Annotated in this window: 20 protein-coding genes and 6 tRNA genes; 11 read left to right on the forward strand and 15 right to left on the reverse strand. The window is 65.2% G+C overall.

Annotated elements, in window-relative coordinates; translation table 11 throughout:
- Nucleotides 1-126: 126 nt before the first annotated feature.
- The gene (argF, locus tag ACZ5R1_RS14380) at nt 127-1044 is read left to right on the forward strand and encodes an ornithine carbamoyltransferase (protein WP_007162746.1); all 918 of its coding nucleotides are present in this window, start codon (nt 127-129) and stop codon (nt 1042-1044) included.
- 48 nt (nt 1045-1092) lie between these two features.
- Here the strand turns inward: argF and ACZ5R1_RS14385 are convergent, their stop codons facing one another.
- Nucleotides 1093-1875 carry a PhzF family phenazine biosynthesis protein gene (locus tag ACZ5R1_RS14385; RefSeq protein ID WP_007162745.1) on the reverse strand — a complete coding sequence of 261 codons (783 nt, stop codon included), beginning with the start codon at nt 1873-1875 and terminating at the stop codon, nt 1093-1095.
- A 296-nt stretch (nt 1876-2171) separates the two neighbouring features.
- Here ACZ5R1_RS14385 and ACZ5R1_RS14390 point away from each other — a divergent pair, with 296 nt between their 5' ends.
- The 5 genes from ACZ5R1_RS14390 to metR all read left to right on the forward strand — a co-directional run bounded on the left by ACZ5R1_RS14390 (nt 2172) and on the right by metR (nt 8278).
- The gene (locus ACZ5R1_RS14390; protein WP_027601308.1) at nt 2172-3044 is read left to right on the forward strand and encodes an MIP/aquaporin family protein; all 873 of its coding nucleotides are present in this window, start codon (nt 2172-2174) and stop codon (nt 3042-3044) included.
- A gap of 30 nt (nt 3045-3074) precedes the next feature.
- The gene (gene glpK / locus ACZ5R1_RS14395; RefSeq protein ID WP_027597604.1) at nt 3075-4583 is read left to right on the forward strand and encodes a glycerol kinase GlpK; all 1509 of its coding nucleotides are present in this window, start codon (nt 3075-3077) and stop codon (nt 4581-4583) included.
- A gap of 171 nt (nt 4584-4754) precedes the next feature.
- Nucleotides 4755-5519, forward strand: coding sequence for a DeoR/GlpR family DNA-binding transcription regulator (locus tag ACZ5R1_RS14400; protein ID WP_007162742.1), 765 nt, complete (start codon nt 4755-4757; stop codon nt 5517-5519).
- Between the two features lie 156 nt (nt 5520-5675).
- Entirely contained in the window at nt 5676-7205 is a 1530-nt protein-coding gene (glpD, locus tag ACZ5R1_RS14405) for a glycerol-3-phosphate dehydrogenase (RefSeq protein WP_464712437.1), read from the forward strand.
- Between the two features lie 155 nt (nt 7206-7360).
- Nucleotides 7361-8278 carry a transcriptional regulator MetR gene (gene metR, locus ACZ5R1_RS14410; RefSeq protein ID WP_007162740.1) on the forward strand — a complete coding sequence of 306 codons (918 nt, stop codon included), beginning with the start codon at nt 7361-7363 and terminating at the stop codon, nt 8276-8278.
- A 24-nt stretch (nt 8279-8302) separates the two neighbouring features.
- Here metR and ACZ5R1_RS14415 read toward each other — a convergent pair whose 3' ends face one another.
- Nucleotides 8303-8563, reverse strand: coding sequence for a type B 50S ribosomal protein L31 (locus tag ACZ5R1_RS14415; protein WP_007162739.1), 261 nt, complete (start codon nt 8561-8563; stop codon nt 8303-8305).
- A 398-nt stretch (nt 8564-8961) separates the two neighbouring features.
- Here ACZ5R1_RS14415 and ACZ5R1_RS14420 point away from each other — a divergent pair, with 398 nt between their 5' ends.
- The 4 genes from ACZ5R1_RS14420 to ACZ5R1_RS14435 are packed head-to-tail and all read left to right on the forward strand — an operon-like array spanning nt 8962 to nt 13956.
- Nucleotides 8962-10734, forward strand: coding sequence for an N-acetylglutaminylglutamine amidotransferase (locus ACZ5R1_RS14420; protein ID WP_027601310.1), 1773 nt, complete (start codon nt 8962-8964; stop codon nt 10732-10734).
- A 13-nt stretch (nt 10735-10747) separates the two neighbouring features.
- Complete coding sequence (gene ngg, locus ACZ5R1_RS14425; RefSeq protein WP_464712438.1) at nt 10748-12487, forward strand: N-acetylglutaminylglutamine synthetase; 1740 nt, start codon at nt 10748-10750, stop codon at nt 12485-12487.
- Nucleotides 12484-13671, forward strand: a complete 1188-nt coding sequence (locus ACZ5R1_RS14430) for an osmoprotectant NAGGN system M42 family peptidase (RefSeq protein ID WP_007162736.1) — start codon at nt 12484-12486, stop codon at nt 13669-13671. The genes ngg and ACZ5R1_RS14430 overlap by 4 nt, the downstream gene beginning before the upstream one ends.
- Nucleotides 13672-13725: 54 nt before the next feature.
- The gene (locus ACZ5R1_RS14435) at nt 13726-13956 is read left to right on the forward strand and encodes a YheU family protein (RefSeq protein WP_464712439.1); all 231 of its coding nucleotides are present in this window, start codon (nt 13726-13728) and stop codon (nt 13954-13956) included.
- 15 nt (nt 13957-13971) lie between these two features.
- On the opposite strand, the gene ACZ5R1_RS14440 is transcribed toward ACZ5R1_RS14435, so the two are convergent.
- From ACZ5R1_RS14440 to ACZ5R1_RS14500, 13 genes are all read right to left on the reverse strand, one after another.
- Nucleotides 13972-14301, reverse strand: coding sequence for a YnfA family protein (locus tag ACZ5R1_RS14440; protein ID WP_007162734.1), 330 nt, complete (start codon nt 14299-14301; stop codon nt 13972-13974).
- Nucleotides 14295-15437 (reverse strand): GNAT family N-acetyltransferase, encoded by a 1143-nt coding sequence (locus tag ACZ5R1_RS14445; RefSeq protein WP_145250805.1) that lies wholly within the window; start codon nt 15435-15437, stop codon nt 14295-14297. The genes ACZ5R1_RS14440 and ACZ5R1_RS14445 overlap by 7 nt, the downstream gene beginning before the upstream one ends.
- A gap of 128 nt (nt 15438-15565) precedes the next feature.
- Nucleotides 15566-15641 (reverse strand) — tRNA-Glu (locus tag ACZ5R1_RS14450).
- Between the two features lie 34 nt (nt 15642-15675).
- Nucleotides 15676-15751: transfer RNA gene (locus ACZ5R1_RS14455), tRNA-Ala, on the reverse strand.
- Between the two features lie 39 nt (nt 15752-15790).
- Nucleotides 15791-15866: transfer RNA gene (locus ACZ5R1_RS14460), tRNA-Glu, on the reverse strand.
- Nucleotides 15867-15900: 34 nt separating this feature from the next.
- Nucleotides 15901-15976, reverse strand: a tRNA-Ala gene (locus ACZ5R1_RS14465).
- Between the two features lie 39 nt (nt 15977-16015).
- Nucleotides 16016-16091: transfer RNA gene (locus ACZ5R1_RS14470), tRNA-Glu, on the reverse strand.
- A gap of 41 nt (nt 16092-16132) precedes the next feature.
- Nucleotides 16133-16208, reverse strand: a tRNA-Ala gene (locus tag ACZ5R1_RS14475).
- A 99-nt stretch (nt 16209-16307) separates the two neighbouring features.
- Nucleotides 16308-17186: a ParB/Srx family N-terminal domain-containing protein gene (locus ACZ5R1_RS14480; protein WP_464712440.1), complete on the reverse strand. Its 879-nt coding sequence runs from the start codon at nt 17184-17186 to the stop codon at nt 16308-16310.
- A 70-nt stretch (nt 17187-17256) separates the two neighbouring features.
- The gene (locus ACZ5R1_RS14485; RefSeq protein WP_027597597.1) at nt 17257-18378 is read right to left on the reverse strand and encodes a beta-ketoacyl-ACP synthase III; all 1122 of its coding nucleotides are present in this window, start codon (nt 18376-18378) and stop codon (nt 17257-17259) included.
- A gap of 72 nt (nt 18379-18450) precedes the next feature.
- On the reverse strand, nt 18451-19440 hold the full coding sequence (locus ACZ5R1_RS14490; RefSeq protein WP_044341371.1) for a DctP family TRAP transporter solute-binding subunit: 990 nt from the start codon (nt 19438-19440) through the stop codon (nt 18451-18453).
- A gap of 187 nt (nt 19441-19627) precedes the next feature.
- Nucleotides 19628-19759: a hypothetical protein gene (locus ACZ5R1_RS14495; RefSeq protein ID WP_007162893.1), complete on the reverse strand. Its 132-nt coding sequence runs from the start codon at nt 19757-19759 to the stop codon at nt 19628-19630.
- Nucleotides 19760-19816: 57 nt separating this feature from the next.
- Nucleotides 19817-20056: a DUF2789 domain-containing protein gene (locus ACZ5R1_RS14500; protein WP_007162892.1), complete on the reverse strand. Its 240-nt coding sequence runs from the start codon at nt 20054-20056 to the stop codon at nt 19817-19819.
- A 138-nt stretch (nt 20057-20194) separates the two neighbouring features.
- Here ACZ5R1_RS14500 and cprA point away from each other — a divergent pair, with 138 nt between their 5' ends.
- Nucleotides 20195-21346, forward strand: coding sequence for a cationic peptide resistance protein CprA (gene cprA, locus ACZ5R1_RS14505; protein WP_037007239.1), 1152 nt, complete (start codon nt 20195-20197; stop codon nt 21344-21346).
- The last annotated feature ends 18 nt before the right edge of the window (nt 21347-21364 follow it).

A 21364-nucleotide genomic window follows, 5' to 3' on the forward strand; every position in this document is an offset into this window, starting at 1 on the left:
GTAAAATGCGACATGAACTTATACCATTTCGCCTTTGGTCTTTCCGCCGTTTGAAACGGCATGCTCTCAGGTTCGCCGCGCCCTCCATGGACGGCCGTTACCGGGACGGGACGCTAGGGTAACGAAATGACGGTTCGCCACTTTCTTTCTTTCATGGACTGTTCCCCCGAGGAACTCCGGCAACTCATCGCACGCGGCATCGAGCTCAAGGCCCTGCGTAACAGGGGCGTGCTGCATGAGCCCCTGCGCAATCGCGTCCTGGGCATGATCTTCGAGAAGGCCTCCACCCGCACCCGCCTCTCCTTCGAGGCCGGCATGATCCAGCTCGGTGGCCAGGCGATCTTCCTCTCGTCTCGGGACACCCAGCTCGGCCGTGGCGAGCCCGTCCCGGACAGCGCTCGCGTCATGTCGAGCATGCTCGACGGCGTGATGATCCGCACCTACGCCCACGAGATGCTGACCACCTTCGCCGCCCATTCCCAGGTGCCGGTGATCAATGGCCTGTCGGACGATCTGCACCCCTGCCAGCTGCTGGCGGACATGCAGACCTTCTTCGAGCACCGCGGCGATATCCGTGGCAAGACCGTGGCCTGGATCGGCGACGGCAACAACATGTGCAACAGCTATATCGAAGCGGCCGAACAACTCGACTTCAATCTGCGCATCGCCTGCCCGGAAGGCTACGAGCCCAATCCGCGCTTTCTCGAACGTGCCGGCGAGCGCGTCCGGTTGACCCGGGATCCGCGCGAGGCCGTGGCCCAGGCGCACCTGGTCAGCACCGACGTCTGGACCTCCATGGGCCAGGAAGAGGAAACCCGCCTGCGCCTGGCAGCCTTCAAGCCCTATCAGGTCACTGCCGAGCTGCTCGATGGCGCCGCGCCGGATGTCCTCTTCATGCATTGCCTGCCGGCGCACCGCGGCGAAGAGATCAGCCATACCCTGCTGGACGACCCGCGCGCCGTGGTCTGGGACGAAGCCGAAAATCGCCTGCATGCCCAGAAGGCGCTGCTCGAATTCCTCATCAAGCCGCCACTGCACGCCTGATCCGGAGCCGAAGGCCTCGGCGGCACCCTGGCCGCCGAGGTCTCACCATCACAGCAGCAACTGCCCGCGCATGACCGTTACCGCGCGTCCGGCGATGCTGACCCTATCCCCTTCCAGCCGACACCTGAGCTGCCCACCCCGCGCCGAAAGCTGCTGGGCGGTGAGCATCCGCTTGGCCAGTCGCCGCGACCAGTAGGGAATCAGGCTGCAATGCGCCGAACCGGTGACGGGATCCTCATCCACGCCCACCGCCGGGGCGAAGAAGCGCGACACGAAGTCGACCTCCTGGCCACGCGCGGTCACGATGACGCCCTGCCAGGGCAGCCGGGCGATGGCCGCCAGATCCGGCTTGCAGTCCCGTACCGCCTGTTCCGATTCCAGCAGCACCAGCAGCTTGTCCGCCGCCAGGGCATCCACCGGCGATACCCGCAGGGCACGCTCCAGTTCGGGGGTCACCCCCAGCTCCGTGGGCACTAGCGCAGGGAAATCCAGCGCCAGCAGGCCGTCCACTTCGCGAAACACGCGCAGAACGCCCGACTGGCTGATGAACGCCAGGCGGTCGCCCGCCTCGCCATACACCTCGAACAGGACATGCGCCGCGGCCAGAGTGGCATGGCCACACAGGGGCACCTCGGTCCGCGGGGTAAACCAGCGGATGCGCCAGGTATCTCCCTCCTGCACTACGAAGGCGGTTTCCGAAAGATTGTGCTCGGTGGCGATCCGCTGCAGCAGCTCGTCGGCTGGCCAGCTGTCCAGGCGGTAGACCGCGGCGGGATTGCCGCGAAAGGGCTGATCGGTGAAGGCATCGACCTGATGAAATTCTAGGGGCATGCGCGCTACCTGAGCAGAAGAAGAAAAACAGCGAGCGTCGCCGTCGCGCGGGCATCAGACCCCTGATGATCCCTGGCCGCGACGGCTACCTCTTGAGACCTGCCAACGGGCCGGTTGTCGCCAGAAGTCCTATGACCAAAATAGCAGGCGGCGTCGCATCGGCAATGAATTGTCGAACGTCGTCACTGTTTTTGCGCTCAGGAGCTTTGACAGTTTTCATATTTGAAATTAGATTTTCGGTTGCGAACAAATGGCTCCCCGGCCACCTATAAATACAACAACCACGAGGCTCCTCCATGAGTACTCTTCTCGCTCCAACGCTACGCGGTCAATGCATCGCCGAATTCCTCGGCACAGCCCTCCTCATCTTTTTCGGCACAGGTTGCGTGGCGGCCGCGAAGGTCGGCGGTGCCACCCTCGGCCTGTGGGAAATCAGCATCATCTGGGGCGTGGGTGTGAGCATGGCGGTCTACCTGTCCGCCGGGGTCTCCGGCGCGCATCTCAGCCCGGCCGTCACCATCGCCCTCTGGCTGTTCGGCGGCTTCGAAAGACGCAAGGTGCCGGCCTACATCCTGGCTCAGGTCGCCGGTGCCTTCTGCGGCGCGGCTCTGGTCTACGGCCTCTACAGCAGCCTGTTTTTCGATTATGAACAGGCCCACAACATGGTCCGCGGCAGCCAGGCGAGCCTGGAGCTGGCCGGCGTCTTCTCCACCTATCCCCATCCTTCCCTGTCGATTGGCCAGGCGTTCCTCGTCGAAGCCGTCATCACCGCGATCCTGCTGGCCATGATCATGGCCCTCACCGACGACGGCAACGGTCTGCCCCGCGGCCCGCTCGCGCCCCTGCTGATCGGCCTGCTGATCGCCGTGATCGGCGGCTCCATGGGCCCGCTGACCGGCTTCGCCATGAACCCGGCGCGGGATTTCGGACCCAAGCTGATGACCTTCTTTGCCGGCTGGGGCGAGATCGCCTTCACCGGTGGCCGTGACATCCCCTACTTCCTGGTGCCCATCTTCGGCCCTATCGTCGGTGCCTGCCTGGGCGCCGCCGGTTACAAGGCGCTGATCTGCCGCCATCTGCCCGGCCTGGCCTCCGGTGCCTGCGACGTTCCGGCCAAGGCCGAGGACAGTGCCCGCACCGAAGTGACCTCCGCCTCCAAAGCGTCCTGATCGCCGCGAATCACAATAAGGAACAAGACCATGACCGACCAGAACAAGCAGTACATCGTCGCGCTCGACCAGGGCACCACCAGTTCGCGCGCCATCGTGCTGGACCGCAATGCCAATGTGGTGACCATCGCCCAGCGCGAATTCGCGCAGATCTATCCGCAGGCCGGCTGGGTCGAGCACGATCCCATGGAGATCTGGGCCACCCAGAGCGCGGTGTTCGTCGAGGCCCTGGCCCAGGCCAGCATCAGCAACGAGCAGATCGCTGCCATCGGCATCACCAATCAGCGTGAAACCGCCATCGTCTGGGACAAGACCACCGGTCGTCCCATCTACAACGCCATCGTCTGGCAGAGCCGCCAGAGCACCGCGATCTGCGACCAGCTCAAGCGCGACGGCATGGAAGACCATATCCGCAAGACCACCGGCCTGGTGATCGACCCCTATTTCTCGGGCACCAAGATCAAGTGGATCCTCGACCACGTCGAAGGCAGCCGTGAACGCGCCCGTCGCGGCGAACTGCTGTTCGGCACCGTGGACACCTGGCTGATCTGGAAGATGACCCAGGGTCAGGCCCATGTGACCGACTACACCAACGCCTCGCGCACCCTGCTGTTCGATATCCACAAGCGCGAGTGGGACGCCACCATGCTCGAGGTGCTGGACATCCCGCGCGAGATGCTGCCTGAGGTGAAGTCTTCTTCCGAGGTCTATGGCCAGGCGCACCTGGGCAGCGGCCAGACCACCGGCATCCCCATCGCCGGTATCGCCGGCGACCAGCAGGCGGCCCTGTTCGGCCAGATGTGCGTGGAGCCGGGCCAGGCCAAGAACACCTATGGCACCGGATGCTTCCTGCTGATGAACACCGGCGAGAAGGCGGTGCAGTCCCAGCACGGCCTGCTGACCACCATCGCCTGCGGTCCCCGCGGCGAGGTCAACTACGCCCTGGAAGGCGCCATCTTCAACGGCGGCTCCACCGTCCAGTGGCTGCGTGACGAACTCAAGGTGATCAACGATTCCCTGGATTCCGAGTATTTCGCCACCAAGGTGACCGACAGCAACGGCGTCTACCTGGTCCCGGCCTTCACCGGCCTGGGCGCGCCCTACTGGGATCCCTATGCCCGCGGCGCGCTGTTCGGCCTGACCCGCGGCGTCAAGGTGGACCACATCATTCGCGCCACCCTGGAATCCATCGCCTTCCAGACCCGCGATGTGCTGGATGCCATGCAGCAGGACGCCGGCGAAGCCCTGAAGTCCCTGCGGGTGGACGGCGGCGCCACCGCCAACAACTTCCTCATGCAGTTCCAGTCGGACGTGCTCGGCACCCGGGTCGAGCGGCCGGAAATGAAGGAGACCACCGCCCTCGGCGCGGCCTACCTGGCCGGTCTCGCCACCGGCTTCTGGAGCAGCCTGGACGAGTTGCGCAGCAAGAGCACCATCGAGCGCGTATTCGAACCGGCCTGTGATCCGACCAAGAGAGACACCCTGTACAAGGGCTGGAAGAAAGCCGTCGAGCGTACCCGTGGCTGGGCGCTGGACTGAGTCGAATCCGACCGGGAGGCGACCGGCACCTGCCGGGCCGCCTCCCGCAAGGCTCCCCCACCAGGCCGGCGTCTTCCGACGCCGGTCTTGCTTTGCGCGACAAGCGCTTTCCACCTGGATAGAGCTACGGCATCCTCTGTGAATTTACTCGATCACCTCAAGGAAGCCGTAATGAGCCTGGCGCCTCGCCAACAGCAGATTCTCGAACTGGTCCGTGAGCGCGGCTACGTCAGCATCGAAGAGCTGGCCCAGCATTTCTCCGTCACCCCCCAGACGATCCGTCGTGACATCAATCAGCTTGCCGAAGCCGGGCTGCTACGGCGCTACCACGGGGGCGCCGCCCATGACTCCAGCGTGGAAAACACCGAATACAGCATGAGAGCGGGCCAGATGCGCGAGGAAAAGCGCCTGATCGCCGAAGCCGTAGCCGCTGCCGTGCCCGACCACGCCTCGCTGTTCATCAACATCGGCACCACCACCGAGGCCATCGCCCATGCCCTGCTCGGGCATCGCAGCCTCAAGGTCATCACCAACAATCTGCACGTGGCCAACATCCTCAGCGCCAAGGACGACTTCGACGTGCTGATCGCCAGCGGCAAGGTGCGCAGCGATGGCGGCGTGGTGGGCCAGGCCACGGCCGACTTCATCAAGCAGTTCAAGGTCGACTACGCCCTGGTCGGCATCAGTGGCATCGACGAAGACGGCACCCTGCTGGACTTCGACTACCAGGAAGTCTGCGTCTCCCAGGCCATCATCCATAACGCCCGCCAGGTGTTTCTCGCCGCCGACTCCAGCAAGTTCGGCCGCAACGCCATGATTCGCCTTGGCAGCCTGGAACAGATCGACCAGCTGTTCACGGAGCAGGAGCCTTCTCCGGCCTTCGCGCGCTGCCTGCGCGAGTGGCAGGTCAAGGTCGAAGTGGCGCGTCCGCGCTGATCCCTCGAGGCGACGACCATTCGTCGCCTCGCCTCTGTCTATATTCGTTTTTTTTCGTTTTAGCGGTCTTAAGCCACAGGCTTGGCTAGAACCTGAGTTTTTGCTGGGCTATTATGTTCGAAACCGAATAATTATGTTCGTTTCACAGGAGGCATCATGGCCCAGGCACCCACTGCAACTCCCCGGACTTACGATCTCGCCGTCATCGGCGGTGGCATCAACGGTGTAGGCATCGCGGCCGATGCAGCCGGTCGGGGTCTGTCGGTGTTTCTCTGTGAACGCGACGACCTGGCGAGCCATACCTCTTCCGCCAGCAGCAAGCTGATCCATGGTGGCTTGCGCTACCTGGAACATCACGAATTCCGCCTGGTGCGCGAAGCCCTCGCCGAGCGTGAGGTGCTGCTGGCCAAGGCGCCCCATATCGTCAAGCCGATGCGCTTCGTCCTGCCCCACCGTCCGCACCTGCGTCCGGCCTGGATGATCCGTGCCGGTCTCTTCCTTTATGACCACCTCGGCAAGCGCGAAAAGCTGCCGGGCTCCCGTGGCCTGAAGTTCGATGCCCAGGGGCCGCTCAAGGCCCAGATCAAGCGCGGCTTCGAATATTCCGATTGCTGGGTGGACGACGCCCGCCTGGTGGTGCTCAACGCCATGCAGGCGCGCGACAAGGGTGCCGACATCCTCACCCGCACCCGCTGCGTCAGCGCCCGGCGCGTCGAGGGTCACTGGGAAGTCGAGGTCGAGGGGCCCCAGGGCCGCCAGCAGATCCGCGCCAAGGGCCTGGTCAATGCCGCCGGCCCCTGGGTCGCCAGCTTCATCCGCCAGGACCTGCAGCAGAAGTCGCCCTATGGCATCCGCCTGATCCAGGGCAGCCACGTCATCGTGCCCAAGCTGTACGAAGGCGAGCAGGCCTACATCATGCAGAACGAAGACCGCCGTATCGTCTTCGCCATCCCCTACCTCGGCCAGTACACCATGGTGGGGACCACGGATCGCGAGTACCAGGGCGATCCGGCCAAGGTGACCATCACCGACCAGGAAATCGACTACGTCCTCGGTGTGGCCAACGCCCACTTCCGCAAGCAGCTCAGCCGCGACGATGTGCTGCACACCTTTTCCGGTGTGCGCCCGCTGTGCGACGACGAATCGGACAACCCCTCGGCCATCACCCGTGACTACACCCTGTCGCTGGCCGAGGAACAGGGCGCGCCGCTGCTGTCGGTGTTCGGTGGCAAGCTGACCACCTACCGCAAGCTGGCCGAATCGGCCATGGCGCAGCTGCAGCCTTTCTTTCCGCAGCTGGGCAACAGCTGGACCGCGTCGGCACCGCTGCCCGGTGGCGAGCAGATGACTACGCCCCAGGCGCTGACCCGCGAATTGCTGGACAAGGTCAGCGGCCTGACGCCCGCCCTGGCACAACGCTGGGCGACCACCTACGGCAGCCGCGTCTGGACCCTGCTGGGCGATGCGCGCTCCGTGGAGGAGCTGGGTGCGGTGCTAGGCGCCGATCTGCATGTGCGTGAGGTGGAATACCTGCAGCGTCACGAGTGGGTCACTCGCGCCGATGACGTGCTCTGGCGGCGGACCAAGCTGGGCCTGGTGTTCACCGACGCCGAGCGGACGGCCCTGGAAGACTTCCTGGCGCATTCGGAACCGGCCCAGGCCACCAAGGGCAGCAACGCGGCCTGAGACCCGGGAAGAGTTGTCTCCGAGTGGGCAATCCGCTCGGGGACGGTCGGAACTCACCCGGCAATCGAACCGGCAAGGACTGGCTAGAGGCGTCAGAGCATAGGCAGCACCATGAAAAGTCTTCATGATGCGCCTTTGTCTCCAGTACCAGCGCCATGTTCGAACTCCGTCACCTGAAAACCCTGCATGCTCTCCGTGAATCCTCCAGCCTGGTGGAAGCCGCAGAGCGATTGCACCTGACCCAGTCCGCGCTCTCCCATCAGTTCAAGGAACTGGAAGAGCGCCTGGGGACCCCGCTGTTCATCCGCAAGACCAAACCCATTCGCTTCACCAGTGCCGGCCTGCGGCTGCTGCAGACCGCAGACGCGGTGTTGCCGCACCTGCGCAGTGCCGAGCGGGACCTGGCGCGTCTGGTCGGGGGTACGGCGGGTCGCCTGCACATGGCCATCGAATGCCACAGCTGCTTCCAGTGGCTGATGCCGACCATTGACCAGTTTCGTGATTCCTGGCCGGAAGTGGAGCTGGACCTGGCCTCCGGCTTTTCCTTCGCGCCCCTGCCGGCGCTGGCCCGTGGCGATCTGGACCTGGTGGTGACGGCCGATCCGGTCGACCTCTCGGGGGTGACCTATGTGCCGCTGTTCACCTACGAGGCCCTGCTCGCGGTAGCTAACCAGCATCCGCTGGCGCAGCGGCCCTATATCGTCCCCGAGGATCTCGCCCAGGAAACGCAGATCACCTATCCGGTGGAGCGCGATCGGCTGGATATCTTCACCCGCTTCCTCGATCCGGCCGATGTCGAGCCGCTGTCGGTGCGCACGGCGGAGATGACGGTGATGATGCTGCAGCTGGTGGCCTCGGGGCGTGGCGTCTGCTGCCTGCCCAACTGGGCGATCCACGAGTACAGCTCGCGCGGCTATGTGACCGCGCGGCGGCTGGGCGAGAAAGGGCTCTATGCGACGCTCTATGCGGCGATCCGCGAAGACATGCTGGAGGCGCCCTTCATGCAGGATTTCCTGCTGACCGCCAAGGACACCTCCTTCGCCACCCTGGAAGGGGTCAGCAGCGCGCGCTGAGCCGGCGCGCTGCTCGCGAGGGGCTTACTTGCTGTTGCCGCCCGGGAAGCCGGCAAACTTCTTGTTGAAGCTGGAGACCCGACCTTCGACCTTCATCTGGCGCTGCTCACCGGTATAGATGGGGTGCGAGGCGCTGGATACGTCGAGGCTGATGTAGGGATAGGTCTCGCCTTCGTATTCCTGGGTACGGTCGCTCTCGGCGGTGGAGCGGATCAGGAAGTAGGTGTCCGAAGTGGTGTCGTGGAACAGCACGGGACGATAGTTGGGATGGATACCGGGTTTCATGAGGCGTCTCCTGGTCTGGGCGCCCGAGACGGGATGTCTCCTGCGCACCGATTAAAGATACATTATAACATATAAAGGTCGTTTTTGCAGCCTCGCCTGTGACGGTGACGGCAGCCATGGCCTTTGCAATGGAACCATCCGCCGCGCGCGGGGCTCGTAACCTGAGGCCCTGACCGGCGGTACCCCACCCTCTCTGAGACCCGCTGTCGGTCGGTGCGTGCGTTCAGGCCCGCGGCGCCAGACAGACGAACTGTCCGCCCCCTGCCCTGTTCACCCGCACAGCGCCCCTGCATTGGCTTCTCAAGGATGGCGAGAAGTCCACACGCATTGGATGCGCACGCCGGGTTCGGGACTGAACTCACCGCGCCGCATCCCAAGGATTCAAGAGGCACAGCACCATGTGCGGCATCGCCGGAGAGCTTCGTTTCGATCGTCAACCTGCATCCATCAGCGCGGTGGAGCGCATCACCCACCGCCTCGAACAGCGCGGCCCCGACGCCTGGGGTTTCCATAGCCAGGGGCCGGTCGCCCTGGGCCATCGGCGGCTGAAGATCATGGATCTGGCGGAAGCCTCGGGCCAACCCATGATCGAGCCCGAGCTGGGGCTGTCGATGGTGTTCAACGGCGCCATCTACAACTACCCGGAACTGCGCAGCGAGCTGGAAGCCAAGGGTTACCGCTTCCACTCCGGCGGCGATACCGAGATCCTGCTCAAGGCCTATCACGCCTGGGGCAAGGCCATGTTGCCCAAGCTCAATGGCATGTTCGCCTTCGCCATCTGGGAGCGCGACAGCGGTCGGCTGTTCATCGCCCGGGATCGCCTGGGCATCAAGCCGCTGTACCTGTCCTTTACCGACAAGCGCCTGAGATTCGCCTCCAGCCTGCCCGCGCTGCTGGAAGCCGGTGACATCGACACCCGCATCGATCCGGTCGCCCTCAACCACTACCTGAATTTCCATGCCGTGGTGCCCGCGCCGCGCACCATCCTGCAGGGCGTGCAGAAGTTGCCCCCGGCGACCTGGATGACTGTGGACGCCTCCGGCCAGCAGCACCAGGAAACCTGGTGGACCCTGGACTACGGTCCCCACGAAGACGAGCGTCGCTACACCCTGGACGACTGGGCCGAACGGGTCCTGCATGGCCTCAAGGACGCCGTGGCGATCCGCCAGCGGGCGGCGCGCGAGGTGGGGGTGCTGCTTTCCGGCGGGGTGGATTCCAGTCTGCTGGTCGGCCTGCTGCACGATTCGGGGGTAAAGGACCTGCTGACCTTCTCCATCGGCTTCGAAGATGCCGGCGGCGAGCGCGGCGACGAATTCCAGTATTCCGACCTGATCGCCAATCACTACGGCACCCGCCACCACCAGTTGCGCATCGCCGAGGACGAGATCATCCAGCAGCTGCCGCGCGCCTTCTCGGCCATGAGCGAGCCGATGGTGAGCCATGACTGCATCGCCTTCTACCTGCTGTCGCGGGAGGTCTCCAAGCACTGCAAGGTGGTGCAGAGCGGCCAGGGCGCGGACGAACTCTTCGCCGGCTACCACTGGTATCCCCAGGTGCATGGCGCCGCCGATCCCTTCGCCGCCTACCGCGCCGCCTTCTTCGATCGCGACTATGCCCAGTACGCCGCCACCGTGCAGGCCGGCGTGCGCCTGGAGGAAGACGCCGCCGAGACCTTCGTCCGCCAGCACTTCGCCAAGCCCGGCGCCAGCGCCGGCGTCGACAAGGCCCTGCGCCTGGACAGCACCGTGATGCTGGTGGACGACCCGGTCAAGCGGGTCGACAACATGACCATGGCCTGGGGCCTGGAAGCCCGGGTGCCCTTCCTCGACTATCGCCTGGCCGAACTCTCGGCACGCATCCCCGCCGAATTCAAGCTGGGCGACGGCGGCAAGCAGGTGCTCAAGGCGGCAGCGCGCAAGGTCATTCCCCAGGAAGTCATCGACCGGCCCAAGGGCTATTTCCCGGTGCCGGGCCTCAAGCACTTGGAAGGCAACACCCTGACCTGGGTGCGGGAACTGCTGCTGGACCCGAGCCAGGATCGCGGCCTGTTCGAGACCGCCGAGATCGATCGCCTGCTGACCAATCCGGCCGACCGCATCACCCCCCTGCGCGGTTCCAAGCTCTGGCAACTCGCGGCGCTCAACCTCTGGCTGAGCGAGCACGGACTGTAAGGGCGGAACACCCATGAAAGCGACCAGCTACAACCAGCGCCTCCAACGCGCCCAGACGCCCTCCTACGAACGGCTGCAGGCGCGCCTGGCGGAAGGCGACCAGCCGATCTGCCAGCCGCTCTCCCTGCATTGCGGCTGGGGCCGGCTGCTCATCGGCCATACCTATCCCGACCCCGCCAGCCTGGCCAAGGAACTGCTCACCGAAACGCCTGGCGAGCGCGACATTGCCCTCTATGTGGCCGCGCCCCACCAGGTGCTGGCCCAGGCACCGCAACAGCTGTTTCTCGACCCCAGCGACACCCTGCGGATCTGGTTCAGCGACTATCGTCCGGCCCGACGGATCTATCGTGGCTTTCGCATCCGCCGGGCCTGCTCCGCCCAGGACTGGAGCGAGATAAACCGCCTCTACCAGCAGCGTCACATGCTGCCCGTCGACACCGAGCGACTGACCCCGCGGCACAAGGGTGGCCCGGTGTACTGGCTGGCGCAGGACGACGACAGCGGCGCCATCATCGGCTCGGTGATGGGGCTCAATCACGTCAAGGCCTTCCAGGACCCGGATGGCGGCTCTTCGCTCTGGTGCCTGGCGGTCTCCCCGGACTGCAGCAGACCCGGCGTCGGCGAGGCGCTGGTGCGCCATCTGATCGAACACTACGCCAGTCGCGGCCTGGCCTTTCTCGACCTGTCGGTGCTGCACGACAACCTGCAGGCCAAGCGGCTCTACGACAAGCTGGGCTTCCGGCCGCTGCAGACCTTCGCGATCAAATGCAAGAACGGCATCAACCAGACGCTGTTCCTCGGTCCGGGGCCGGCGGCCGAGCTCAATCCCTATGCGCGCATCATCGTCGACGAAGCCCTGAGGCGCGGCATCGAGGTGCAGGTGGATGACGCCGAGGGTGGTCTCTTCACCCTGATCCAGGGCAACCGGCGCATCCGTTGCCGCGAGTCCCTGACCGACCTCACCTCCGCGGTGACCATGACCCTGTGCGCCGACAAGGTGCTGACCAGCCGTACCCTGGCCCGGGCCGGGCTGCGGGTGCCGGAACAGCAACTGGCGGGCGGCGACGACGACAACGCCGCCTTCCTGGAGAAACACGGCGCTCTGGTGGTGAAGCCGGTCAACGGCGAACAGGGCAAGGGCGTGGCGGTGGACATCCGCGACGCCGAGCACCTCGCCGCGGCCATCCAGGCCGCGCGCCGGTATGACGACCGGGTGCTGCTGGAAAGCTTCCACCAGGGTCTCGACCTGCGCGTGGTGGTCATCGGTCACGAGGTGGTGGCCGCCGCCATTCGCCGTCCGGCGGAGATCGTCGGCGATGGCCAGCACAGCGTCAGGGACCTGATCGAAGCCCAGAGTCGCCGGCGCCAGGCCGCCACCGGCGGCGAGTCGCGCATCCCGGTGGACGAGGAAACCGAACGCGCCATCCGCAGTGCCGGCTATGAGTGGGACAGCATCCTGCCGACCGGTACCCACCTGGCCGTGCGCAAGACCGCCAATCTGCACACCGGCGGCATCCTCGAGGACGTCACCGACAGTCTCCATCCAGTGCTGGCCGACGCCGCCGTCCAGGCGGCCCGGGCGCTGGACATTCCGGTCACCGGCATGGACCTGCTGGTGACCGCCGCCGATGCGCCCGACTACGTCATCATCGAAGCCAACGAGCGGCCGGGCCTCGCCAATCACGAACCGCGTCCCACCGCCGAACGCTTTATCGACCTGCTGTTCCCGCTGTCCCGGGAGGTTCCGCTATGAATCGCTTGCCCGAGCCCGATCTGGATTACCTGCGCAAGGTCCTGCTGGACATGCTGGCGATCCCCAGTCCCACGGGTTTCACCGACACCATCGTCATGTACGTCGCCGAACGGCTCAACGAACTGGACATCCCCTTCGAGCTGACCCGTCGCGGCACCATCCGCGCCACCATCAAGGGCCACAAGGAGAGTCCGGACCGGGCCGTCTCCGCGCACCTGGACACCATTGGTGCCATCGTCCGCGAGATCAAGGACAACGGTCGCCTGGGCCTGGCGGCCGTGGGCCACTGGTCGAGTCGTTTCGCCGAAGGCAGTCGCGTCAGCCTGTTCACCGATGACGGCACCCTGAGAGGCAGCGTGCTGCCCCTGCTCGCCTCCGGCCATGCCTTCAACACCGAGATCGACAAGATGCCGGTGACCTGGGACCACATCGAGCTGCGCCTGGATGCCGTGACCAAGAGTCGCCACGAGACCGAGCAGCTGGGCGTGCAGATCGGCGACTTCGTCGCCTTCGATCCGCTGCCGGAATTCACCGACAGCGGCTACATCAGCTCGCGCCATCTGGACGACAAGGCCGGCGTCGCCGCCCTGCTCACCGCCCTGAAGATGCTCAAGGAAAGCGGGCAGACCCCGCCGATCGACTGCCACCCGCTGTTCACCATCACCGAAGAGGTGGGCTCGGGCGCCGCCGGTGCCCTGCCCTGGGACGTCAGCGAATTCGTCGGTATCGACATCGCCCCCGTGGCGCCCGGCCAGCGCTCCGACGAGCACCGCGTCAGCGTGGCCATGCAGGATTCCTCCGGGCCTTACGACTATCACCTGTCGCGACATTTGCTGCGCCTGGCGCAACGCAACGACATCCCGGTGCGTCGTGACCTGTTCCGCTACTACTACAGCGACGCCCACTCGGCGATCAGTTCCGGCCAGGATGTGCGGGTGGCCCTGTTGGCCTTTGGCTGCGACGCCACCCACGGCTACGAGCGCACCCATATCGTCAGCCTGGCGGCGCTCAGCCAGCTGCTGACCGGCTACATGCTCAGCCCGCCGGTGTTCGACAGCGATGCCCAGCCGGCCGACAGCTCGCTCGACCGCTTCGGCCACCAGTTGCTGCCGGAAGACACCCAGATGGACAACCAGACCCACCTGCCGCCGCTGGAGGAGGTCGTCGGCGACGGCAGCAAGTAGCGTTCGATCAACGCGCCTGGGGTATCCTGGGCGCCTTTTTCCAGGCACCTCTCGATGATCATCCCCCACGACCAGCTCGCTGCCGCCACCCTCGACAATCTGCTGGAAGACTTCGTCACCCGCGACGGCACCGACAACGGTGACGAGACGCCCCTGGCGACCCGGACCCAGCGCGCGCGCTGCGCCCTGGAAACCGGCGAAGCCGTCATCCTCTTCGATCCGGACAGCGCCCTCTGCCAGCTGGTGCTGCGCCGCGACGTGCCGCCCGAACTGCTGGACGACTAGCGCCTCTCGCGCCTGTCAGGCGCTGCCACGCGGCGCCAGCAGGATCACCAGGGCCCCCGCCACGCAGAGCAGACCACCAGCCAGATCCGTCCAGGTCGGTCGGGTACGCTCGACCAGCGCCAGCCAGCCCAGCGAAGCCACCACATAGATGCCGCCGTAGGCCGCATAGGCGCGTCCGGCGTAGGCCGCCTCGATACGGGTCAGCAACAGGGCAAAGAGCACCAGGCTGGCGAGTCCCGGCGCTATCCACCAGGGACTGCGATCCAGCCGCAGCCAGAGCCAGAAGGCATAGCAGCCGGCGATCTCGAACAGCGCGGCCAGCAGGAACCAGAGATAGTTCAGCATGGCGCCGCGCCGTCCTCCTGGCGATAGGGCAAGGCCTCGGCAGCCCGCCGCGCATAGGCCTGGACGCCGTCGCGCTCCTGCTCGAGAAACTCCGCCACTGCCGCTCTCAGGCCCGGATGCACCAGGTAGTGCCAGGAACGGGTCAGGGTCGGCTCGAAGCCACGAATCAGCTTGTGTTCGCCCTGGGCGCCGGCATCGAAGCGCTGCAGCCCCTCGGCGATGGCGTATTCGATCCCCTGGTAGAAACAGGTCTCGAAATGCAGCTGATCGAATTCCTGCAGGCAGCCCCAGTAGCGGCCATAGAGGGTGTCGCCGTCCTTGAGATAGAAGGCCATGGCCACCGGCCGGCTGCCCTGGCGGACCAGCACCACCCGGATCGCCGCAGGCAGCCGCTCCGCCAGCAGACTGAAGAAGGCACGGGTCAGATAGGGATCCTGGCCGCGCACCTCGTAGGTGTTGGCGTAGCAGGCATAGACGAAATCCCACTCCGCTTCGCTCAACTCTCCGCCCTGGCGCCATTCGAAGCTCACCCCCAGGCCCGCGACCTGGTCGCGCTCCTTGCGCAGCTGCTTGCGCTTGCGCGAGGTCAGGGCGGCGAGGAAATCGCCGTAGTCGCCATAGCCGCGGTTGTGCCAGTGGAACTGGCAGCCAAGCCGCGCCAGCCAGCCCTCCCGATCCTCGAGCAGCGCATCGGCCTTGGGATCTGTGAAGTTGACGTGCAGGCTGGAGAGCTCCAGGCCGGCCAGGCTGCCGGTGGTGGCGTCCAGCAGGATCGCGCAGGCGGCGGGATCGCCCAGCAGGCGCGCGCCCTGTACCGGTGAGAAGGGCACTGCGGCCAGCAGCTTGGGGTAGTAGTCGATCCCGGCCCGGCGGCAGGCATCGGCCCAGGCCCAGTCGAAGACGTATTCGCCATAGGAATGCATCTTGAGATAGGCCGGCATGGCGGCCCGCAGCTGCCCCTGTTCATCCCTGAGGATCTGGTGCGCCGGTTGCCAGCCGGTCCCCTGCCCGAGGCTGCCACTGTCTTCCAGGGTGGCGAGGAATTCATGGCGCAGAAAGGGCTGGTCGTCCGCCAGCAGCGCGTTCCACTGGGCGGCAGGCACCTGGGCCAGGCTGTAGAGATACTCGACGATCATCCCACTCCCCTTGCTTGGACTCGGCCTACAGATCTAACACAGTAGCCGGACGGCTCCTGTGAAAGACTCTGGCGGCTGGCTTTCGTGCGGACGAAAAAAAACCGCCGTGAGGCGGTTTCTTTCGAGTGTGGCGTCCCCTAGGGGACTCGAACCCCTGTTACCGCCGTGAAAGGGCGGTGTCCTAGGCCACTAGACGAAGGGGACGTTACCCTGGTGCAATCCTTGCGGATCACGAATTTGGTGGAGCTAGACGGGATCGAACCGTCGACCTCTTGCATGCCATGCAAGCGCTCTCCCAGCTGAGCTATAGCCCCGCGTACAACGTTCGCCACGTCTGGGATACGTGACTGATATGGCGTCCCCTAGGGGACTCGAACCCCTGTTACCGCCGTGAAAGGGCGGTGTCCTAGGCCACTAGACGAAGGGGACGTTACCCTGGTGCAATCCTTGCGGATCACGAATTTGGTGGAGCTAGACGGGATCGAACCGTCGACCTCTTGCATGCCATGCAAGCGCTCTCCCAGCTGAGCTATAGCCCCGCGTACAACGTTCGCCACGTCTGGGATACGTGACTGATATGGCGTCCCCTAGGGGACTCGAACCCCTGTTACCGCCGTGAAAGGGCGGTGTCCTAGGCCACTAGACGAAGGGGACGAAACCTTCTACCGATTCCCCCCGAAGGCGAAACCGAAATTTGGTGGAGCTAGACGGGATCGAACCGTCGACCTCTTGCATGCCATGCAAGCGCTCTCCCAGCTGAGCTATAGCCCCGTCGGTCAGGACGGGGCGCATGTTAAGAGGCCCGGCCTCCCCTGTCAACACCAATAAGAAAAAAACCTGCTAGTAACAGACACTTAAGCCGGAAACCGACTAGATCGCCCGGGACAGGGCCGCACGCTGGGCGCGGGCGGCCAGCAGGTAGGTGAACTTGCCATCGCTGGAAGAGAGCTTGCGCAGGACCTTCTTGTCCAGGGCGCGATAGGCCCCCATCTCCAGCGCCGTACGGCCCGAGCTGCCGATCAGCATGCTCGGGTTGGCCACCATCAGCCTGGCGGCCTGCTCCACCGCCTTGGCGTAGCTCTTGCGATCGTCGAGATCGTAGTCCCGCAGCGGCAGCAGCATGCGCAGCCACTCGGCCCAGTAGAACTCGAGGAACTCCGACGGCAATACCCGGCCATCCGGGGTCCGCGGCTTGTCGTAGCCGATCTGGCGGGTGAAATAGACCAGCGCGCGGTAGGGGTCGTCGGCCATGGCGGAGAGACCCAGAGTCGGCGGCAGCTGCTCGGGCAGGATGGGCCGGCCCTGGGGATCCTTGAGCCAGGCCTTGCGCTCGTCGAGCAGGCGGATCCAGAAGTCGGCCATGCTCGCGGCGTCGCTGAAATCGTCGGTGACCCTGACCCATACCGGGGTCTCGGGGCCGCCACCGGGGTGCTCCCAGAAGGCGGAAAAGGTGTGGTGGCCGTCGGTGAGATAGAGCTGCCGCCCCGGACCTATGACGACGGTCTTCATTTCATCCGGACAGCTACCCGGCGGCCGTACCCCGAGGGCGTCGCCGGCCGAGCGCAGACTGGTGCTCGGCTGGAAGCCACCACTCAGGTGCTGGCCGTTGGCTTCGCAGTAGTCGTCGAACAGCTTGCGCCGGTCGCAGGCGTACTTGCCGAGCTTGTACAGCACCTGGTCGTGGCCGATCGCGGGCTGGGTGGGGCGCAGCTGATGCAGTTGCACCTGGAGCAGACTTCCTGGCGGCACGGGGTCTTCCTATTTCAAGAGGTCTTCCCAGGTCCGACAACGGTCATCCCGGGAAGACTCCTGCCGTCGATCAGACCTTGCGCAGCACCACGCTGCCGATGGAATAGCCCGCGCCAAAGGAGCTGAGCACGCCCAGGCTGCCGCTGGCCAGATCCTCATGGTGCAGATGCAGCGCGATGACCGAACCGGCCGAGCTGGTGTTGCCGTAGGTGTCGAGAATGACCGGCGCCTCGTTGGGCTCGGGTTCGCGGCCCAGCAGGCGTTTGACGATGAGCTGATTCATCGCCAGGTTGGCCTGGTGCAGCCAGAAGCGCGAGACCCGCTCGACGGGGATGTCCAGTTCGGCCAGGTGATTGCCGATCAGCTCGGCCACCAGGGGGCAGACCTCCTTGAACACCTTGCGCCCTTCCTGGACGAACAGCTTGTCCGGGTGGGTCATGCCCTCCTCCGCCGCGCGGTTGAGGAAGCCGAAGTTGTTGCGGATATTGTTGGAGAACTGGGTGAACAACCGGGTGCCGAGGATCTCGAAGCGGTGCGCCGAGGTCGCCTGGTCGGCACGCTCCACCACCAGGGCGGTGGCCGCATCGCCAAAGATGAAATGGCTGTCGCGGTCGCGGAAATTCAGGTGGCCGGTGCAGATCTCCGGATCGATCACCAGCACCGCCCGTGCCTGGCCCAGTTGCACGGCGTTGGCCGCGGTCTGCAGGCCGAAGGTCGCCGAGGAGCAGGCGACGTTCATGTCGAAGCCGTAGCCCTGGATACCCAGCGCGGCCTGGACCTCGATGGCCACCGCCGGATAGGGCCGCTGCAGATTGGAACAGGCGACGATGACGCCGTCGATGTCGGCGGCCGTCCGTCCGGCGCGATCCAGGGCCTCGCGTGCCGCGGCGACACCCATCTCGCAGAGGATCGAGGGCTCGTCGTTGGAACGCTCGGGGATGCGCGGCACCATGCGTGCCGGATCGAGGATGCCGGCCTTGTCGACCACATGGCGGCTGCGGATGCCGGAGGCCTTCTCGATGAAGGCGGCGCTGGATTCAGGCTGGGGCGCCAGGCTGCCCTGGGCGATGGCGTCGGCATGCTCGGCATTCCACTGGCCTGCCCACTGGTTGAAGGACGCAACCAGCTCGTCGTTGGAAATGCTTTCGGGCGGCGTATAGAGCCCACTACCGCTGATGACCGCGTGCTGCACGGCTATTCCTCTTGTTGTCGGGATGACGCCGTGCCAGTTTGCCGCAAATCCGGGGTGGACGCCCGTGCAATCTCAGCGCCGATTGGCCGCCTCGGCGGCGCGCAGGACATCGCTGCCCACTTCGCTTTCGTACCCCTTGATCAGGGGCGCCACCGCCGCGCGCCAGGCCTCGCGCTCGGCAGCCGTCGGCACCAGGATCTTGCTGGTATTGGCCGCCACCACCCGCTCGCGTGCCTTGGCGTTGATGGCTTCGGCATCGCGATTCACCGACTGGGACACCTCGTCGAGGATGGCCTCCAGCTCGCTGCGGATTTCGAAGGGCAGCCCGTTCCAGAAGGTGGTGTTGGTGATGAGCATGTAGGTGAGGAAGCTGTGGTTGTCCTCGACGATGTAGGGCTGCACGGTATTGATCTTCTGCCCCAGCAGGTTCGACCAGGGATTTTCCGCGCCCTGGACCTTGCCGGTACGCAGGGCGTCGTAGACCTGGGCGAAGGGCAGCTTGACCGCCTGGGCGCCGAGCTGCTGGTAGTAGGCCGCCAGCACATCGGAGGACTCGACGCGGAAGGTCAGGCCCTTGAGGTCGGCCGGAACGTGGATTTCCCGGGTGGCCGAGAGTTGCCGGCCACCGTTGTTCCAATAGGCCAGCCCGGTGATGCCATGGGGGACCAGGCTGCCCAGCAGTTCGCGACTCTTGTCGCGGCGCTGAAAGCGCTTGACCGCCTCGATATTGTCGAACAGGAAGGGCAGATCGTAGACCTTGAGCGGCTTGGCCAGGGCATTGAGCTTGGAGACCGAGGGTGCCAGCAGCTGGACCCTGTTGCTGCGCAGCGCCTCCAGTTCGTCGGCATCGCCCACCAGGCTGGAGTTGGGATACACCTCGATCTTGACCTTGCCCGCCAGGCGTTCCTGCACCAGCTTCTGCAACTGCAGGGCACCGCGCCCCTTGGGCGTGTCGTCCGTCACCACATGGGCGAACTTGATGACAATGGGTTCGGCCACGGCGAAGGGCATGGCCAAAGCGATAAGCGAGCCGGCCAGGGTGGCGAAAAAGGTCTTGATCATGGGATTCCCTGCGTTGAACGATCCATCGGATCGCCTGCGCGACCCCGGTCGCGATGCGTGCGCGACGCGATTACCTTAGCAGCCGCGGCGGGAAAGGCTGGTCAGCGGAGGAAAACGGCACGACGAAAGTGCAGGAAAGCCGGATCAGGGGTAGGAACAGCGCCGTCGAAACGGCGCCAAGAATCCATCAGGGCGAGATGGGATCGCTCGCGGGAAAGGTTTCCTCGACGGATTCGTCGAGTTGCTCTTCGCTGACCTCGTCCTCGTCATCGGCGACGGGCGGATCGTTGGGCTGCTGCTGGGCATGGACGGCGTTCATGGCAAATCTCCGGACACGAGAGGTGTGGCAGGGCTGGAGACCTCCAGCCCTACAGCATTAGTCATGACTATGCAGACGGACGTTCAGCTCGTCGACGATCGGCGCCCAGTCGGCGTCGCCCATGATTTCGTCCTTGAGAAAGGCCTTTTGCGCCGGCGACCAGAAGTCGGCCTCGGACACCTTGACCTCATCGGGCAGTGGCGAATGACTGGCGATGAAGTCGTCGATGGCAGCCGGATCGGAGTCCAGGCCCAGTTGTTCGAAGAGGGTCGTCAGATCGTGAACGGGAAGTTCCATGGGGGTCTCCAGGCGGTTATCGGTCGTTACGCTGGGCATCTAGAAAGACGCCAGCCTGGAGGGGTTCCCCGGCCTTAATAAATCCTTCAGCGTCGACCCTTAAGGTACGCCCACGTTCCGCCAACCAGGGCCTCCGCCATGTCGCTTCCCGTCTCTTCCATCCAATTCACCGCCGCGCCGCGCCGTATCCTCGTCACCGGCGCCACCGGCTTTCTCGGCGGCGCCGTCACCCTGCGCCTGCTGGAGCTGGGCCATGTCGAAGGGCTGAGATTCCTGGTCCGGGCCGCGACTCCCGCAGAAGGCCTGGAGCGCCTGCTGCAGAATCTGCGCGTGCATGACGTCGACGAGCGCCTGGCCGCCCTGCTCAGGCCCGAACAGATCCTCTGTGGCGACCTGCTGGACACCCACTGGATCGACGCCGCCAAGCCGCTCCTGCAGACGCTGGACGAGGTCATCAACTGCGCGGCGGTCGCCTCCTTCTCGCGCAATCCGAAGATCTGGCCAGTCAACGTCGAAGGCACCTTCGCCCTGGCCGAGGCCTGCGCCCAGTCGCGGCGGCTGAAGCGCTTCCTGCACGTCAGCACCGCCATGGCCTGCGGTCCGCAGCGCCAGTCACCGGTCGCCGAGACCTGGGACTTCCCCGAGCCGGAGCAGCAACTGGTGGACTACACCGCCTCCAAGGCGGCCATCGAACTCAAGCTGCGCAACGAGTTGCCGCTGCTGCCGCTGGTGGTGGCACGCCCTTCCATCGTGGTGGGTCACCGTCGTTCCGGCTGCAAGGCGTCAGGCAGCATCTTCTGGGTGTTCCGCATGGGTTTCGCCCTGGAGCGCTTCACCTGTGGCCTCGACGAGCAGATTGATGTCATTCCGGTGGACTACTGCGCCGAAGCCCTGGTGGAACTGGCCCTCAAGCCGAAGCTGAACTACAGCCTGTATCACATCTCGGCGGGCAATGCCGGCGCCTGCACCTTTGGTGAAATCGACGAGGCCTATGCCGGCGCCATGGGCGATGCCCCGGTGGGCGAGCGCTATCGCCAGGTGGACAGCGCCGATCTCAAGGAACTGGCGGCCGACTTCAACGAACGCATCGGCCCGGCGAATCCGCGGCTGGTGCTGCGGGCGCTCAAGCTGTACGGCGGCTTCGCCGATCTGAACTACCTGTTCGACAACCAGCGTCTGCTGGACGAAGGCATCGCCGCCCCGCCGCGCTTCACCGACTACCTGGATGTCTGCGTGCATTCCTCGCGCGACATCAGCATCCCGGCGCAGATGCAGTGGGACTTCAAGTAAGGCCCATGCCCGGGGCTG

This window comes from Pseudomonas sp. Pso3, assembly GCF_055393275.1.

Coding starts and splice junctions, on each gene's coding strand:
- argF (WP_007162746.1), top strand. CDS start 127: ATGACGGTTCGCCACTTTCTTTCTTTCATGGACTGTTCCCCCGAGGAA.
- ACZ5R1_RS14385 (WP_007162745.1), bottom strand. CDS start 1,875: ATGCCCCTAGAATTTCATCAGGTCGATGCCTTCACCGATCAGCCCTTT.
- ACZ5R1_RS14390 (WP_027601308.1), top strand. CDS start 2,172: ATGAGTACTCTTCTCGCTCCAACGCTACGCGGTCAATGCATCGCCGAA.
- glpK (WP_027597604.1), top strand. CDS start 3,075: ATGACCGACCAGAACAAGCAGTACATCGTCGCGCTCGACCAGGGCACC.
- ACZ5R1_RS14400 (WP_007162742.1), top strand. CDS start 4,755: ATGAGCCTGGCGCCTCGCCAACAGCAGATTCTCGAACTGGTCCGTGAG.
- glpD (WP_464712437.1), top strand. CDS start 5,676: ATGGCCCAGGCACCCACTGCAACTCCCCGGACTTACGATCTCGCCGTC.
- metR (WP_007162740.1), top strand. CDS start 7,361: ATGTTCGAACTCCGTCACCTGAAAACCCTGCATGCTCTCCGTGAATCC.
- ACZ5R1_RS14415 (WP_007162739.1), bottom strand. CDS start 8,563: ATGAAACCCGGTATCCATCCCAACTATCGTCCCGTGCTGTTCCACGAC.
- ACZ5R1_RS14420 (WP_027601310.1), top strand. CDS start 8,962: ATGTGCGGCATCGCCGGAGAGCTTCGTTTCGATCGTCAACCTGCATCC.
- ngg (WP_464712438.1), top strand. CDS start 10,748: ATGAAAGCGACCAGCTACAACCAGCGCCTCCAACGCGCCCAGACGCCC.
- ACZ5R1_RS14430 (WP_007162736.1), top strand. CDS start 12,484: ATGAATCGCTTGCCCGAGCCCGATCTGGATTACCTGCGCAAGGTCCTG.
- ACZ5R1_RS14435 (WP_464712439.1), top strand. CDS start 13,726: ATGATCATCCCCCACGACCAGCTCGCTGCCGCCACCCTCGACAATCTG.
- ACZ5R1_RS14440 (WP_007162734.1), bottom strand. CDS start 14,301: ATGCTGAACTATCTCTGGTTCCTGCTGGCCGCGCTGTTCGAGATCGCC.
- ACZ5R1_RS14445 (WP_145250805.1), bottom strand. CDS start 15,437: ATGATCGTCGAGTATCTCTACAGCCTGGCCCAGGTGCCTGCCGCCCAG.
- ACZ5R1_RS14490 (WP_044341371.1), bottom strand. CDS start 19,440: ATGATCAAGACCTTTTTCGCCACCCTGGCCGGCTCGCTTATCGCTTTG.
- ACZ5R1_RS14495 (WP_007162893.1), bottom strand. CDS start 19,759: ATGAACGCCGTCCATGCCCAGCAGCAGCCCAACGATCCGCCCGTCGCC.
- ACZ5R1_RS14500 (WP_007162892.1), bottom strand. CDS start 20,056: ATGGAACTTCCCGTTCACGATCTGACGACCCTCTTCGAACAACTGGGC.
- cprA (WP_037007239.1), top strand. CDS start 20,195: ATGTCGCTTCCCGTCTCTTCCATCCAATTCACCGCCGCGCCGCGCCGT.